12 protein-coding genes are annotated in these 15598 nt (G+C 36.3%); 6 read left to right on the top strand and 6 right to left on the bottom strand.

Annotated elements, in window-relative coordinates:
- Positions 1-6: 6 nt before the first annotated feature.
- The 3 genes from menC to ACIQYS_RS06370 form a co-directional block, all read right to left on the bottom strand.
- Positions 7-1116, bottom strand: a complete 1110-nt coding sequence (menC, locus tag ACIQYS_RS06380) for an o-succinylbenzoate synthase (protein ID WP_402976321.1) — start codon at positions 1114-1116, stop codon at positions 7-9.
- Between the two features lie 19 nt (positions 1117-1135).
- Complete coding sequence (locus ACIQYS_RS06375; RefSeq protein WP_402976319.1) at positions 1136-2257, bottom strand: M20 peptidase aminoacylase family protein; 1122 nt, start codon at positions 2255-2257, stop codon at positions 1136-1138.
- Between the two features lie 267 nt (positions 2258-2524).
- Positions 2525-2683 (bottom strand): hypothetical protein, encoded by a 159-nt coding sequence (locus ACIQYS_RS06370; RefSeq protein ID WP_402976317.1) that lies wholly within the window; start codon positions 2681-2683, stop codon positions 2525-2527.
- A 285-nt stretch (positions 2684-2968) separates the two neighbouring features.
- Between ACIQYS_RS06370 and ACIQYS_RS06365 the strand changes: the two genes are divergently transcribed.
- The 3 genes from ACIQYS_RS06365 to ACIQYS_RS06355 all read left to right on the top strand — a co-directional run bounded on the left by ACIQYS_RS06365 (position 2969) and on the right by ACIQYS_RS06355 (position 4937).
- The gene (locus ACIQYS_RS06365; protein ID WP_402976315.1) at positions 2969-3163 is read left to right on the top strand and encodes a hypothetical protein; all 195 of its coding nucleotides are present in this window, start codon (positions 2969-2971) and stop codon (positions 3161-3163) included.
- Between the two features lie 210 nt (positions 3164-3373).
- Positions 3374-4357 carry a GMP reductase gene (guaC, locus tag ACIQYS_RS06360; protein ID WP_402976313.1) on the top strand — a complete coding sequence of 328 codons (984 nt, stop codon included), beginning with the start codon at positions 3374-3376 and terminating at the stop codon, positions 4355-4357.
- A gap of 151 nt (positions 4358-4508) precedes the next feature.
- Positions 4509-4937 (top strand): VOC family protein, encoded by a 429-nt coding sequence (locus tag ACIQYS_RS06355; protein WP_402976311.1) that lies wholly within the window; start codon positions 4509-4511, stop codon positions 4935-4937.
- Positions 4938-5319: 382 nt separating this feature from the next.
- Here ACIQYS_RS06355 and ACIQYS_RS06350 read toward each other — a convergent pair whose 3' ends face one another.
- Positions 5320-6684, bottom strand: coding sequence for an FAD-binding oxidoreductase (locus ACIQYS_RS06350; RefSeq protein ID WP_402976309.1), 1365 nt, complete (start codon positions 6682-6684; stop codon positions 5320-5322).
- A 112-nt stretch (positions 6685-6796) separates the two neighbouring features.
- Here ACIQYS_RS06350 and ACIQYS_RS06345 point away from each other — a divergent pair, with 112 nt between their 5' ends.
- Positions 6797-7951 (top strand): aminotransferase class I/II-fold pyridoxal phosphate-dependent enzyme, encoded by a 1155-nt coding sequence (locus tag ACIQYS_RS06345; RefSeq protein ID WP_402976305.1) that lies wholly within the window; start codon positions 6797-6799, stop codon positions 7949-7951.
- Between the two features lie 76 nt (positions 7952-8027).
- On the opposite strand, the gene ACIQYS_RS06340 is transcribed toward ACIQYS_RS06345, so the two are convergent.
- Positions 8028-8933 (bottom strand): LCP family glycopolymer transferase, encoded by a 906-nt coding sequence (locus ACIQYS_RS06340; RefSeq protein ID WP_402976301.1) that lies wholly within the window; start codon positions 8931-8933, stop codon positions 8028-8030.
- Between the two features lie 194 nt (positions 8934-9127).
- Between ACIQYS_RS06340 and ACIQYS_RS06335 the strand changes: the two genes are divergently transcribed.
- Positions 9128-10483 (top strand): glucose-6-phosphate isomerase, encoded by a 1356-nt coding sequence (locus ACIQYS_RS06335; protein ID WP_402976299.1) that lies wholly within the window; start codon positions 9128-9130, stop codon positions 10481-10483.
- A 309-nt stretch (positions 10484-10792) separates the two neighbouring features.
- On the opposite strand, the gene secA is transcribed toward ACIQYS_RS06335, so the two are convergent.
- Positions 10793-13162 carry a preprotein translocase subunit SecA gene (gene secA / locus ACIQYS_RS06330; protein WP_402976297.1) on the bottom strand — a complete coding sequence of 790 codons (2370 nt, stop codon included), beginning with the start codon at positions 13160-13162 and terminating at the stop codon, positions 10793-10795.
- A gap of 165 nt (positions 13163-13327) precedes the next feature.
- Here secA and ACIQYS_RS06325 point away from each other — a divergent pair, with 165 nt between their 5' ends.
- On the top strand, positions 13328-15598 hold the full coding sequence (locus ACIQYS_RS06325) for a hypothetical protein (protein WP_402976295.1): 2271 nt from the start codon (positions 13328-13330) through the stop codon (positions 15596-15598).

The raw sequence follows: 15598 nt of genomic DNA, 5'->3' as shown, positions 1-15598 counted from the left end.
CTTATATCAAGCTTTAAAGTGAATTTGTTCCACTGTGTAACGATCCATAACTTCTAAGTTTGGTTCGTAGCCAATGCCATATTCTGTAGGAACAGTTATAAATCCATCTACAGCGACAACTTCAGGTGTAATAACATCTTCTTCCCAATAACGAGAGGAACTTGCTGTATCTCCTGGAAGTGTGAAATTCGGTAATGACGTTAGAGCGATGTTATGTGCGCGTCCAATCCCAGCCTCTAACATACCACCACACCATACAGGAATTCCTTTTTCCATGCAGTAATCATGAATTTTCTTCGATTCTGTTAAACCTCCAACACGTCCAATTTTCACATTAATAATTTGTGTACTACCAAGCTCAATAGCCTTTCGTGCATCTTCAAACGAAGTAATGCTTTCATCTAAACAAATAGGTGTCTTTATTGCTTTTTGCAATTTTGCATGATCAATAATATCGTCCGAGGCAAGTGGTTGCTCGATCATCATTAAATTATATTCATCTAACTGTTTTAATAAATCAATATCATCTAAAGTATACGCTGAATTTGCATCCGCCATGAGTGGAATAGTTGGAAAAGCTTCACGAAGAGAACGAATTACTTCTACGTCATGGCCTGGTTTAATTTTTACTTTTATGCGCTTATATCCTTCTTCTATAAACCTTTGCACTACGTCGATCAATTGTTCTGTGCTTTTTTGAATGCCAATACTAATGCCTACTTCAATTTTTTCAGCTGTTCCACCTAATGCTTCCGCAAGCGTTAATTTATTGCGCTTGGCATATAAATCCCAAATAGCACCTTCTACAGCTGCTTTTGCCATATTATTTTTGCGAAGGGGAGCAAATAGGGTATTCACCTCATTCGGATGCGTGATCTCTTGATCTAATATAAGAGGTATTAGAAAGTCACGGATCATATGTAAATTTGTTTCGAATGTTTCTTCAGTATACCAAGGAGAGTGAAATGCTGTTGATTCTCCCCAACCTGTATTTCCGAGTTCATCTGTTACTTCTAATAGAAGGAAATCTTTATGTTGAAAAGTTCCAAAACTTGTTGAAAAAGGGGTTTTCATCATCATTTTCATTTTGCGAATATTTACTTCTGTGATTAGCATGTTCGTTCTCCTTTGTTTTTCATTTTTGGAAAGTGTTAATAATTGTACGGGCTAATATTTCAATACCAGTTAAAATGCTCTCATGATTAAACGTCATATTTGGATGATGTAATCCTGGTGCTAGATCGCAACCTAAACCAAGCATCGTCGCCTTGATAGAAGGTCTTTTTAACGTATAATAATGAAAATCCTCTCCGCCTGGTGTAACGATTGGTGGTACATAATAATTTTGGCCAATGGTATCGATAATTGCCGATTCCATCAATTTTACAGCTGAATCATCCACCTCCGCAGCCACAATTTCCGTCTCAATCTGAAAATCAATCGTTATATTATTTAGTGTTGCAACGGATTTAATCGCATGTTCCACTTTAGCGATTAAGTCATTCATCGCGCTATTGGATTGTGCACGAACATCGATACTAAACTCAGCGTTCCCCGGAATAATATTGGCAGATTCCCCACCAGCTTGGAACCTAGTCATTTTTGCAGAATAGGACATCATCGGATCTAGATGAATCGCTTGGATTGCTTCCACAATTTGCGCACCGACTTCAATTGCATTTATGCCAAGATGTGGTCTAGCACCGTGGGCTTCCACTCCATGGATCTTTCCGCTAACTAATTTTGCAGCACCGTGCAAAATGGCTGGAGCAGCAAAACCGTTTGAAATTTCTTGAATGGGTCGAAGATGCACACCAAATAAATAATCCAAATCATCGACCAACCCTTTTTCAATAAAAGATAGTGCACCAGTACCTTTTTCTTCCGCCGGTTGAAATAATACTTTTAATGTACCTTGTTTTGGAATACCTAATTTTTTCAATAAAAGAAGTGTACCTACTGCCATCGTCATATGTGCATCATGTCCACAAGAATGATTGGCTTTAAACTCTCCGTCCACTTCCTGCCAAAGAGCATCCATATCTGTCCGAAGTCCAACACAAGGTTTCCCGCTCCCGATTGTCACAACTAATCCAGTTGAATCATCGAAAGTAGTGACTTGGAATCCTTCTTGGTTAAGAAAGTCTTTCAAATACTCAGTCGTTAAAAACTCCTTCCAGCTAATTTCAGGATTGGTATGAAGATATTGAAATACTGCTTCCACAGTAGGTTTTATATCTAATAACGCTTGTTTCATATTGAATTCTTTCCTTCCTTATATAGAAAATGAATCGACATAATACATCACTATACACATAAATAGACGCGAGAGATTGAGTCACTTATTCCTATAATATATGATTTTTGTTTTCGTATAGCCCGGCTATTGGAAACGTTTCTTTCGAATAGCGAATAACTTGGAATCATTACCTCTAATTTTTGCATCATGTTCCACTAAATGCAATGTATTAGGTTGGAACATAAAAAAATCCCCACATAAAGTGGGGCAAGATATTAGTAATAATTATTCTGGACGATTGGTGTCTAAGGAATTTTGTGTATCTACTTTTTCTTCCTCTAAATTGTAGTCTGGACATCCTTCGCCAATCATATTTAGGGAAGCAATGACATCTAAATCTTTCCTCATAGCCATTTCTTCTGGATCAATTGGATTGGTATACATGACACTCTCCTCCTTAACAGCATTACTACTAGTATATTAATAGTAGGGGAATATGTATGATGGAATACTTCCTGTAATTTGAACAAATTTTAGCGTAGCAAAAATCAAGATGTTATCAGAGCAATCCATCGGCCCACTAAAATTTAATTTTCGACATCTAGAAGCGCTTTAAATGCAATTTTCAGCAGATATTTTTATCTAAAATGTTATTCTCTTAATTTATTATAAATTCTGTCAATTGAAATAATTTGGAAGTCAATTACAATAGAAATTAAGTGAAAGGAGATGAAAAAACTGACGACCGATCAATTTGTAAAAGTAATGAGTCACAGCATACAAAAAGTAGAGAAATCAGTCGAACAGATGGAGCGTCATACAACGATATCAAAAACAGAACAGGTGCAATTAATGCAAGCAGTATTGGAATTAGCAGACAGAATAAAATCAATCGAAGCGCATGTTAAAATGATCAATAAATAGAGATGGAAGGGAAGAGACCTTCTCTATAATAGCTTAGTGATGCATATGTATTTCTACTATGCTGAAAAACGATAAAAGGGGTCTATATAGATCTCTTTTTTATTTTTGCCATTAATCAATTGACATTTGCATAAAAATCCTGTAAATTACCAAATGTACGAACAATTTTTATTTATAGTAAAAAAATATTCGTGTTTTGGAGTGGATAACATGGAAAATGTATTTGATTATGAAGATATTCAATTAATTCCGGCAAAATGTATCGTAAATAGCCGTTCAGAATGTGATACAACTGTAACTTTAGGTGGGCATACGTTTAAGTTGCCTGTAGTACCTGCCAATATGCAAACTATTATAGACGAAAAAATCGCAAATTACTTAGCTGAAAATGGTTACTTCTATATTATGCATCGTTTTGAACCAGAAACGCGTTTAGCATTTACAAAAGATATGCAATCACGCGGATTTATCGCATCGATTAGTGTTGGTGTCAAAGAGGAAGAATATGCATTTATTGAACAATTAGCAGCGGAGCAACTTACACCAGAGTTCATAACCATAGATATTGCACATGGTCATTCTAATGCAGTAATCGAAATGGTTCAGCATATTAAAAAGCATTTGCCAAAAAGCTTTGTAATTGCAGGAAATGTAGGGACTCCTGAAGCGGTAAGAGAATTAGAAAATGCTGGAGCTGACGCTACAAAAGTAGGGATCGGACCAGGTAAAGTATGTATAACGAAGATTAAAACTGGATTTGGTACTGGTGGTTGGCAATTAGCAGCGTTACGTTGGTGTGCAAAGGCGGCAAGTAAGCCGATTATTGCGGACGGAGGAATTCGAACACATGGTGATATTGCCAAATCTGTACGTTTTGGCGCATCGATGGTCATGATCGGTTCTTTGTTTGCAGGCCATGAAGAATCTCCAGGAAACACAATTGAAAAAGAAGGAAAACGTTATAAAGAATACTTCGGTTCCGCTTCCGAATTTCAAAAAGGCGAAAAGAAAAACGTAGAAGGTAAGAAAATGTTCGTGGAACACAAAGGTGCTTTGCAAGACACTCTTACTGAAATGGAACAAGATCTTCAATCTTCTATTTCTTATGCAGGTGGCAATAAACTAGAGGCAATTCGAAATGTAGATTATGTTATCGTGAAAAATTCCATTTTCAACGGAGATAAAGTATTTTAAGAATAGGTATTAGATGGAGAGTGAGATCATTTTTCTCGCTCTTCATTTCATTTTAGGAGTTATAGATACTATTTTTTATAGGCGAATGATACAATAATACTGACATTCATATTTGAATGAATAATTTTTTTACAAAAGAGGAGTGTGTCAAATGGCTGTAGATGTATATCTTAATTTTAATGGAAATTGTCGCGAGGCTGCAGAGTTTTATGCAGAGGTTTTTAAAACGGAAAAACCACAAATTATGACTTTCGGTGAGGCACCTCAACATCCAGATTTCACTTTACCAGAGGAAGCAAAAGATTTAGTTATGCACACTCGATTAAACATTAATGGGAGTAATGTCATGTTTTCTGATACATTCCCTGGTTCTCCATTTACCGTAGGAAATAATATTAGTCTAGCGTTTGTTAGTAAAAATGAAGAGGAAATTAGTTCAGTATTTGATGCACTTAAAGAAGGCGGAAACGTAGCTATGGAGTTGCAAGAAACATTTTGGAGCAAATGCTACGGATCACTGAAGGACAAGTTTGGCATCGAGTGGCAATTTAGTCATGAAGGCGAAGAATTAAAACAATAGTGAAGTAATAAAAAGGCTGTTCAACAAAAAAATGTTGGACAGCCATTAGGTTGCTCGTACGAGTTATAATGTTGCGCAATGGCTCGATAATGTTGCGAGTAACTGGTTAAACGTTGCGAGAATGTCTCCAAACATTGCGAGTAGCAGAAAAGTTGCGAGAATAAATCATGACGTTGCGTAACCGCTCACTAATGTTGCGAGTAACTGGTTAAACGTTGCGAGAATGTCTCCAAACATTGCGAGTAGCAGAAAAGTTGCGAGAATAAATCATGACGTTGCGTAACCGCTCACTAATGTTGCGAGTAACCAGTCAAACGTTGCGGGAATGCCCTCAAACATTGCGAGCATGCCCTAAAAAGTATACTAAGATAGTTTCACCATGTTAATAAAACATTTTCCCAGGATTTAATATTCCCTTTGGATCCATTAATGCTTTCATGGATTTCATTAATTCAACCGCTTCTCCGTGCTCGGTAACTTGATATTTCATTTTTCCTAATCCAACTCCATGCTCACCTGTACAAGTGCCACCCAGTTTAATCGCTTTTAGCGCAATTTGTTCATTTGTATATTCTGCGTTTTCTACTTCCACTGGATCATTCGGATCATACATGACAAGTGTATGGAAATTACCATCACCTACGTGACCGAATACGCCACCTATAAGTCCACTTTCTTCTAATAATTTACGTCCGAAGACGACCATTTCCGCTAATTTCGAAATAGGGACACATGAATCCGAACCCGTCGATACTTTTCCTTTTATATGTTTAAATGCATAAGCCATTTCGTGTCGTGCTTTCCATAAATCTGCTCGTTCTTTCGATGAATTTGCGCGCTCCCAGTTATTGCAACCTAATTCTTTCATAAGTTCTTCTACTACGGTAGCTTCCTCTTCCACAATGTTCGGTGCACCGGCAAACTCAAAAAACAGAGAGTGTTCTTCTGGGAATGAATAATCTCCGTATTCATTTACTTGTTTAATACTTTCCGCATCCACGAGCTCCATGCGCATTACTTGAATACCGCTTGATAAAACAACTTGTGCAGCTTCTGCGCATTCTCCAGGAGTTTGAAACGTGCATCTGGCTGCTATTACTTTCTCAGGGATGCCATGTAATTTCACTGTAATTTTCGTAATGACGCCGAGCGTTCCTTCAGATCCTGTGAAAAGTCCGTTCAAATGGTAGCCAGAAGAAGACTTTTTCGCTTTAGAACCAGTATGTATAACATTTCCATTCGCAAGTACAACTTCCAAATCTAGTACTTGATCACGCATCGAACCATAGCGTGCTGCGGTTGTCCCACTTGCATTTGTTGCAACCATTCCACCAATAGATGCATCAGCACCTGGATCGATAGGGAAGTATAGCCCATGTCTATTTACATATTCATTTAATTGAAGGCGGGTTATTCCTGGTTCCACTGTTATCATTAAATCTTCTGGTGAAAATTCAATTACTTTATTCATACGGTCGAAGTTTAAAGAAATCCCTTTATTAACAGGGATGGATTGACCTTCTAAACCTGACCCTGCACCAAACGGAGTAACGGCGATATTATGTTCATTTGCAAGTTGAACCACTTCTACTACATCATCTACATTTTCAGGAAAAACTACGAAATCAGGTTCCACATAAGGATGCGATGATTCATCACGGCTATGACGGTATAGCTCCGATTCACTTCTGCTTATTTTGTTTTCTCCAAGTTGTTCTAAAAACGTTATCCATAGACTATTTTTCACTACTATTCTCCTAACTTATTTATTATTAAAAATATTACAATTATAAATGCTTTTACTATACAGTATACTAGGATAAAAGCAAAGTAATTATTAGGGGAAAGGAAGATAAACAATGAGTTTACGTTTAAATCCGAACGCAGAAAGCCTGAAAATAGCAGGAACTAGACAATTTTCCAATCAACTCGTCTATTATCCAAATGCGATCAATTTAACTATCGGTCAGCCAGACTTTCCTACTCCTAAATCAGTAAAGGAAGCCGGAATACTAGCGATCGAGCAGAACTTAACTGGCTATTCTCATAATGCAGGATTACTCGAACTCCGAGAAGTAGTCAATAGCTTCTTCTCAAATAAATATGGATTTTCTTATAATCCGCAAAGTGAAATCGTCATTACAAATGGTGCTAGTGAAGCAATAGATTCAGTATTTCGAACTATTTTAGAAGTAGGAGACGAAGTCATTTTGCCAGCACCCAATTATTCCGGTTATGTGCCCGTTATTGAATTATGTGGGGCAAAGGTTGTCTACTTAGATACGACAGAAACGAATTTTCAGCCTTCTGCGGAAAAACTAGCAGCGCTCATTACAGAAAAAACAAAAGCTGTATTTTTTAATAATCCTTCTAATCCAACAGGCATCGTTCTTAATAAAGAAACGATGGATGATTTAGTCAAAGTAATAGCGGGTCAAGATATTTATGTACTAACTGATGAAATCTATAGTGAGAATTCATTTTCTGGAAAACATTTATCATTTGCCTCTTATAAGGAAATAAGAGATAAATTGTTTTATATTCATGGTTTGTCTAAGTCCCATTCTATGACAGGATGGCGTATTGGATTTTTAATGGGGCCAGCTGAAGTGATACAACATGTCGTGAAGGTTCATGCGTTTAATACAATATGTGCTTCTCTCCCAGCGCAGTATGCTGCAATTGAAGCATTAACGAATGCCAAAGATACTCCGGAAGAAATGAATGTGGAATATATAAAGAGAAGAGATTTTGTATATGGTCGACTAATCGAAATAGGATTACCTGTCGAGAAACCTAATGGTGCTTTTTATATTTTCCCTTCTATAAAGGCGTATCGTATGAGCTCATTTGATTTTGCTACAAAACTATTACAAGAAGGTGGTCTGGCAGTCGTTCCAGGAAGCGCATTTACACCTTATGGAGAAGGATATATTCGAATTTCGTATGCCTATTCCATGGAGGTACTTGTAGAAGGATTGAATCGAATACAGAAATTTATACAGTCACTTTAAATGAAAACAGACATTAGACAATTTAGTTTAATGTCTGTTTTTGAGTTGGTTTAGTTTAGTAGCTTTAACCAGGTATTTAGTCGATTTCCAAATGCTCCTTCAATTGCAAAGATACTTGTTCAAGCTCCTCTTCATCCATCACATAATACCAAATACCATCTATCCGTTTTCCTTCCCCGTGTTCAAAAGAGATCGTATCTACTTGATTCAATGTATTTTTATATCCTTTTTGGATATTGAGTATTTGGTCAAAGGTCATATTTGTACGTATATTTTTTTCGAAAATACTTAGTAACTCTTTATAATTTAGTAAGCTATTAATGGAAGCTCCTTCTTTTAAAACGGCTTGGAGTACTTGCTTTTGTCTAGCCTGTCTACCGAAGTCACCTAGTGGATCGCTCATTCGCATTCGAACGTAACTAAGTGCTTGTTCTCCGTTTAAATTTATATTTCCTTCATTAAAAGTAAACCCGTTCTCTGTAAAATGATTTGCATTTTCAACTGTTACTCCTCCTACTACATCTACTATCTGAAGAAAACTTTCCATATTAACTTGAACGACGTAGTCGATAGGGATATTTAGTAGATTTTCAACGGAATGGAGGGACATTTCAATACCACCAAAGGCATATGCGTGATTTATTTTATCGACCTTATCTATCCCTATCAATTCGGTATATGTATCACGTGGAATACTCACCATTTTTATAGAGTTCGTCGTAGGATTGACAGTTAAAACTATAATTGTATCAGAACGACCTACATCTTCCTCTCGCTCATCCACACCTAGTAAAAGCAAGGAGAATGGTTCTTTTTTTATTAGCTCGACTTCCGTTTTTCTTAACTTGGAGATTTTACGTATGTCCGGCTCATGAATTGTGTCAATCGCAACAGAGACGTCGTTATACAAACTACTTGCATACATAACACCTCCGAGTAGGAAACAGGAAATGAGCGTAATCCAAATCATTCTCTTTGACATGCTAGCCCTCGATTCTGTTGTTACAATGTATGATTATAGTATGAGTAAAAATAAAGAAATAGTAATGCTAGTATGTATAAAAATTCGCTTGTTAAACCTCAAAAGTACCTTCCTACTTCTTTAAGAGGAAAAGACCGCTGAAATATGCTAATATAGAGGATAAATGAATACGAAGCTTGCAGGAGGAAATCCAATTGACTGTTACAAAACAAGCCTTCTCACTAAACTTTTCCTTACTATCAAAGTTTATTAATGAAGATGAAAAAAATAAATATACAAATATAATTAGTATGATACATGAAGAAATACACGCACCAACAAGTAAAGATCGTGATGCTTTAGGCTGGGTAGAACTAGCTATTAAACAAGATAAAAAAGAGATAGAGCAAATACTTGCGGTTGCCAATGAAATACGAACGAAATCTGCCGTTTTGATAGTTATAGGTATTGGTGGCTCTTATTTAGGTGCTAAAGCAGTTCAAGATGCCTTATCACCTTATTTCTCGAAAAAATCAGGTGAAACAGAAGTAATTTATGCAGGACAGAACATGAGTGGAGCTTATATCAATCAATTACTTCATTACGTAGAGGACCGTGAAGTATATATAAATGTCATTTCTAAATCGGGAACTACACTTGAACCTGCGATTTCATTCCGCGTTATTAAGTCTTATATGGAAAAACGCTATGGCGATGAAATGAAAAATAGAATTATTTTAACTACTGATCCTGAGAGTGGCTTGTTAAGAAAGCTGGCCCAGGAAGAGGGATACAGAAGCTTTGAAGTTCCAGCAGATGTAGGTGGACGCTTTTCAGTTTTAACTCCAGTTGGGCTATTTCCACTAGCAGTAGGTGGAATCGACATTCAAGCGTTACTAGATGGTGCCAAACGAGCAACAAATGATTTAATGTTTTCGAATTACAAAGAGAATGCGGCTTATGAATATGCGTTATCTAGATATTTACTTGAGAAAAAGGGATATATTATTGAAATAATGGCTTCATTTGAACCTTCTTTGCGAAATGTATTTGAATGGTGGAAGCAATTATTTGGAGAAAGTGAAGGGAAAGATGAAAAAGGGATCTTCCCTGTTTCTGTTACATATACAACGGATTTGCATTCTATTGGTCAATATATTCAAGCTGGAAAACGTCAAATCTTTGAAACGATTTTACATGTTCGTAATCAACAAGAGGATTGCACGATTCAGTTAGTAGACAATAATTTCGATCAGTTAAATTTCTTAGAAGATAAGACATTTCATGATATTAATACAATTGCGAAAAATAGTACGATCTTAGCTCATTATGATGGTGGAGTTCCTGTGATCCAAGTAGAGATTGATAAGCTAGATGAATATCACCTAGGTTATTTACTTTATTTCTTCGAAAAAGCATGTGCAATGAGTGCTTATCTATCGGGAGTGAATCCATTCGACCAACCAGGAGTGGAGTCTTATAAAAATAATATTTTTGCACTATTGAACAAGCCTGGGTATGAGGCATTAAAAGAAGAGTTAGAAGAAAGACTTACCGAGATTTTTGATTGATTGTGAAATTAACTAAAAAAGGTCAGTATAATGGAGATTCTCCTTTGTACTGGCCTTTTTTGTATGGTAAAAATTTAGATTTTGAAGAAAAGCAGCCGATTTTCTTGAAGTTCAGATTTAGTTGGAAAAATCAGAGTGTTAGTTGGAATTTTGGAATGTTTAGTTGTAATTTTTCATTGTTTAGTTGAAAATCCAATATTTGTAAAAAGAGTGTTGAAAGTGATCAATTCACTTCCAACACTCCAAAAATTTCCTCTATTAGCTTTCGATGAAAGGTGGCTAGAATTGCAGCCACTTTGCTTATCGCATCTATTCTTCTTCTTTAACCCCGTTCACTTGCAAATTATAGCGGATCACATCTCTAAAGAATGTGTGAAGCATTCCTTGGAATAAATGAAGCGCATCGAATGAGTATAAGCGATATGGATCTTCTTGACCATATCCACGAATGCTGATACCTTCTCTTAAATGATGCAGATTGTCTAAATGGCCAATCCACAATCGATCAAGCGTCTCCGTATAATACGATTGAATATTTCTCCAATCTTCGTTATCACTACTTGTCATATTGACAATCTCAAAAGCTTTCTCATAAACAGTCTCTAACGCTTCCTTCACTTGCCCTTTATTTTCCGGATCTAATGAAGTAAACGAATCATCTTCGTAAGATGTTAGCATGGAAATAATTTTAATCTCATCCATTATTTCATTCAAAATACTAGATTCATGCACATCATTTACATTTGAATCTGCAAGCTCATCGATTAAATTATTTAGACGTTCATGCATCGCATCAATGATAAGCATTTGCATATTTTCTACTTTTAACGCCTTTTCACGGTAATTATACATAACACGTTGTTGATCGTTATTAATATCATCTAATTTCAATAAATGAGAACGACTCGAGTAATGCATACCTTCAATTACATTTTGGACATTATATATAAACTTTGTTGGATTAGATGAAATAACTAAGCCTGTATCATCGGTTTTCACCTTATTTTTGTATTTAGCGAATTCCTCTTCATCGTAATAGTGGAATAGCTCGTCCTCCAATGAAATGATAAATTGCGAACTCCCTGGATCTCCTTGACGCCCCCCACGACCACGTAGCTGCATATCAATTCGAGCACTACTGTGCAGTTCCGTACCAATTATATGAAGACCGCCAAGTTCCGCAACGCCTTCTCCTAGATTAATATCTGTTCCTCGCCCAGCCATATTCGTTGCGAGCATGATTTTATTCATCTGTCCAGCTTGGGAGATTAGTTCTGCTTCATCTTCTACTGTTTTTGCATTAAGTACGGAATGTTCGATTGAAAGCTCATGTAAATAGGAAGAAAGTTTTTCGGATTGTTCGATAGAAGTTGTTCCGATTAAAACGGGACGGCCAATCTCATGGTACTTTTGCGTTTCTTCCACAATTTTTTTCATTTTGTCTTCATACGTTAAATAGACAAGCGTTTCCATGTCGATGCGTTTGTTTGGTTTGTTCGTTGGTATTTCCGTTACTCGTAAGTTGTATGTTTCCCAAAACTCATCGCGAGAAGGAACGGCACTACCAGTCATACCAGATACATGTTTGTACAGTCTGAAATAATGTTGAATCATAATGGAAGCTTGTGTATTGTTTTCTTCTTTAATAGAAACTTTTTCTTTCGCTTCGATTGCTTGATGAAGTCCATCGCTAAATGTACGGCCTTCCATAATTCTACCAGTATATGGATCCACAATCATAATTTTGTCGTCTTTAACAATATAGTCCACGTCTTTACGCATTACTACTTTTGCTCGAAGTGTTTGCATCGCAATGTGCATAAATTCACGATGTTCTCGGTCATATACATTGTCGATACCAAATGCCTCTTCTAGGCGGTCTGCACCATTATCTAATAAGACAATTTGTTTCGTCTCAGGGTAATAATTGTAATCTTCTTCGTTTTTGAACGAGCTAATAACGAGCTGCATAATTGGAAACAAATTCAAGCTTGCATTTGATTTTCCTGCAATGATTAAAGGAGTTCTCGCTTCGTCGATTAATATGCTATCCACTTCATCGATTAATGCGTAAAAAAGTGGTCTTTGCACAAGCTGTTCGTCACTTTGCACCATATGGTCTCTTAAATAATCAAACCCGAATTCTGTTCCAGTTCCATATGTAATGTCACAATTATAGGCAGCTTGTTTTTCGTCATTTTCTAAGCCAGAAATATTTAATCCGACTGTTAAGCCTAAAAACTCAAATAATGGCTTCATCTCTTCAAAATCTCGGCTTGCCAAATACTCATTGGCCGTAATAATATGCGTTCCTTTACCGTGTAGAGCCATTACGTAGGCAGGTAGCGTTGCAACTAATGTTTTACCTTCTCCAGTTTGCATTTGAGCAATTTGAGATTGAGTTAATACTGCACCACCCATTAACTGTGTATCATAGTGTCGCTTTCCTAATACACGTTTCGAAGCTTCGCGTACAACTGCAAATGCTTCCAACATGATTTCTTCAGGAGTTGCTCCATTATTTAGTTGTTCACGAAAATTATTTGTATATGCTTGAAGCTCTAAATCTGTTCTATTTGTAAATGAATCTTCCAAGGTATTAATTTTGGATACTATTTTATTGAGTTGCTTTAGTTCTATTACTTCACCAGAAATCATTTTCTTAATAGAATGTAACATGTTTATTCTCCCTACTTTTAAATTCCATTGCCTATTATATCATGAAACTATCTTGTGAGCATTTTCAAACATTTTTGCTAATGTTTCAATTATATTACAACTATGAGTTTTAAATGTTACCAAAAGATGTTAATGTTAAAATGTATTATGAAAGGGGTTTTAATGTTGAAGAAGATTTATATTCCAGTAATGGCTGTAATGTTAGCTACACCATTAAATAGTGTGGCAAATGCAGAAGAATTACCAAAAACAAACACAGCAGTAGAAGAGGTAGTTGTAGAACCAGTAGGAACCGGGGAAGAAGTAATTGAGGTTGAAGGTAGCGTAGAAGAATGGTTAGAAGATGCGATTGAGGAAAAACAAGAGGAAGAAGTTGTCTTGGAAGGATATGAAAACCTAGGACCAATGATCTTCAAGTCATCTGCTATTTCATCTAAAATTGCTGCAAATGACGAAGGAGAGTATTTCATTTATTACATCATGCATGGAGCTCCAGCGGCATTAGTGGTAGTAGATTATCAAACAAAGGAAATCTTACATACATTTACGTTAGAAGATTCTAAAAGTGCATGGGGTCTTGATGTAGATGAAAATGGAAAACTTTGGATTGGTGGATCTGTATCAAGTGTACTTTATAGCTATGATCCAAATACGGAAGTGTTTGAAAACCACGGACCAATTTTTTCTAATAAGAGCGATACTTCTATTCAAGATTTAATCGTCTCTGGACATAAAGTATATGCTGGATCAGCATACGGGGGCTCCCTTGTAGCTTATGATACAGAAACGAAAGAAATAGAAGAATTCGGACAGATCCGTAAAAGAAAAGAATTTGTCAAAGCAATCGTTGCAGATGAGGAACGAGATGAAATTTACGTATCGATTGGTTCCGCAATGGATTTATTAGTGAAAAAGCCTGGTACGAAAAATTTTACATCCTTTTTACCAGCAAAATATATGTCTGAAAAATATGCACAAGATTTAGTGCTAACAGATGACTATGTCATTGCTAGATTGTATCCATCTAATATGGCAGTAGTGTTCGATAGAAAAACGTTAAAGATTGTTGATGAGTTTGAGTTGAACTCCAAAACTGTCTCCGCGTTATCACCAGATGGACAATCATTATACTATACAAAAGCACAACAATTAATCCGATATGATTTCGAAACAAAAGCGCATACAGAGCTTGGACTTTATTTACCTATAGGGACAGAAGCGATTAATCTGGACTTTATCGTAAAAGGAATGAACAAAAAGGATAAAACAGAAGACGAGCAGACGGACCTTGAATCACTCTTTGAAAAAGCATTCCGTGAAAAGGCATTGAAAGAAAGTCAATCTCAAGAAGCTACAACAGTAGAAGCACCAATTATCGAAGAGCCTATCGTAGAAGAACCAAAAGAATGGCTGCTATCTGGAATGGTTGATAATCTAGGTCAATTATTCGAATACAATCCACAAACGGGCGAAATACAGTATCATCAATTTGAATTACCAGAACAACCGGTAGAACTGTATACACTAGCTTCGAGCGAAGATGGAAAGAAAATATTTGCTAATGGATATATGTCAGGTGGTCTTGGTGTGTATGACGTTGCAACAGGAAACAAAGAATTATACCGAAATATTAGTCAAATAGAGTCTATGTTTCATATAAACAATACACTGTATATAGGTGCGTATCCACTTGCTAGATTACTAGTTTATGATCGCTCCCTTCCATGGGATACTGGAAATCCAAAAGAAGTTATTCGTATGAGAGAATACGGGCAAGAAAGAACAACTGCAGTAACACCTTATAATAAAGGGAAAGAAATTGTATTTGGAACATTACCTGACGCGAGTGTTGGTGGTGGTGCACTTGCTTTTTATACACCAGAAAACGAAAAAATGGAAATATACGAAAACTATATTTACAACCAAAGCATCGTGTCATTAGTGAGTAGAGGGACGCAAATATTTGGTGGAACTTCGATTCATGCGAATCAGCAGGTGAACCCAAGAGGAGCACGATTGTTCTACTTTAATCGAAACAACCCAGAAGACAAAAAATATATTCATCTATCATTTGATTCAAGTATGATTACTAGTTTAATAGTAGATAAAGATAATAATGTTTGGGGAATGGCCGATGGAACGTTGTTTGTCTATAAAGATGAGTGGACAGAAGTTCGTTCAGTTGAATTATTGGAGTTAATCTCCGGAAGATTCCGTAATGCACAAATTGTAGAAGGTCCTGATGGCTATATTTACGGAAGTGTAGAAGGAAAACTATTTAGAGTAACAAAAGATACGCTAGAAGTAGAATGGTTGAAAGATAAAGGGGTTTATGGACTCGTAAAAGATGTCAATGGAAACCTTTATTATTACGATGGAAGCAATTTATGGAAATACACAATAGAACAAAATCGAGAGCAACAACAAAACGAGTAG

This window comes from Psychrobacillus sp. NPDC096426, from assembly GCF_044762745.1.
Classification (GTDB): Bacteria; Bacillota; Bacilli; order Bacillales_A; family Planococcaceae; genus Psychrobacillus.
The sequence above is the reverse complement of the archived record's forward strand: the minus strand, read 5'-3'. Positions and strand labels throughout refer to the sequence as shown.

Excerpts from the sequence above, each read along its gene's own strand:
- menC (WP_402976321.1), bottom strand. The coding sequence starts at position 1,116 with ATGCTAATCACAGAAGTAAATATTCGCAAAATGAAAATGATGATGAAA.
- ACIQYS_RS06375 (WP_402976319.1), bottom strand. The coding sequence starts at position 2,257 with ATGAAACAAGCGTTATTAGATATAAAACCTACTGTGGAAGCAGTATTT.
- ACIQYS_RS06370 (WP_402976317.1), bottom strand. The coding sequence starts at position 2,683 with ATGTATACCAATCCAATTGATCCAGAAGAAATGGCTATGAGGAAAGAT.
- ACIQYS_RS06365 (WP_402976315.1), top strand. The coding sequence starts at position 2,969 with ATGAAAAAACTGACGACCGATCAATTTGTAAAAGTAATGAGTCACAGC.
- guaC (WP_402976313.1), top strand. The coding sequence starts at position 3,374 with ATGGAAAATGTATTTGATTATGAAGATATTCAATTAATTCCGGCAAAA.
- ACIQYS_RS06355 (WP_402976311.1), top strand. The coding sequence starts at position 4,509 with ATGGCTGTAGATGTATATCTTAATTTTAATGGAAATTGTCGCGAGGCT.
- ACIQYS_RS06345 (WP_402976305.1), top strand. The coding sequence starts at position 6,797 with ATGAGTTTACGTTTAAATCCGAACGCAGAAAGCCTGAAAATAGCAGGA.
- ACIQYS_RS06340 (WP_402976301.1), bottom strand. The coding sequence starts at position 8,933 with ATGTCAAAGAGAATGATTTGGATTACGCTCATTTCCTGTTTCCTACTC.
- secA (WP_402976297.1), bottom strand. The coding sequence starts at position 13,162 with ATGTTACATTCTATTAAGAAAATGATTTCTGGTGAAGTAATAGAACTA.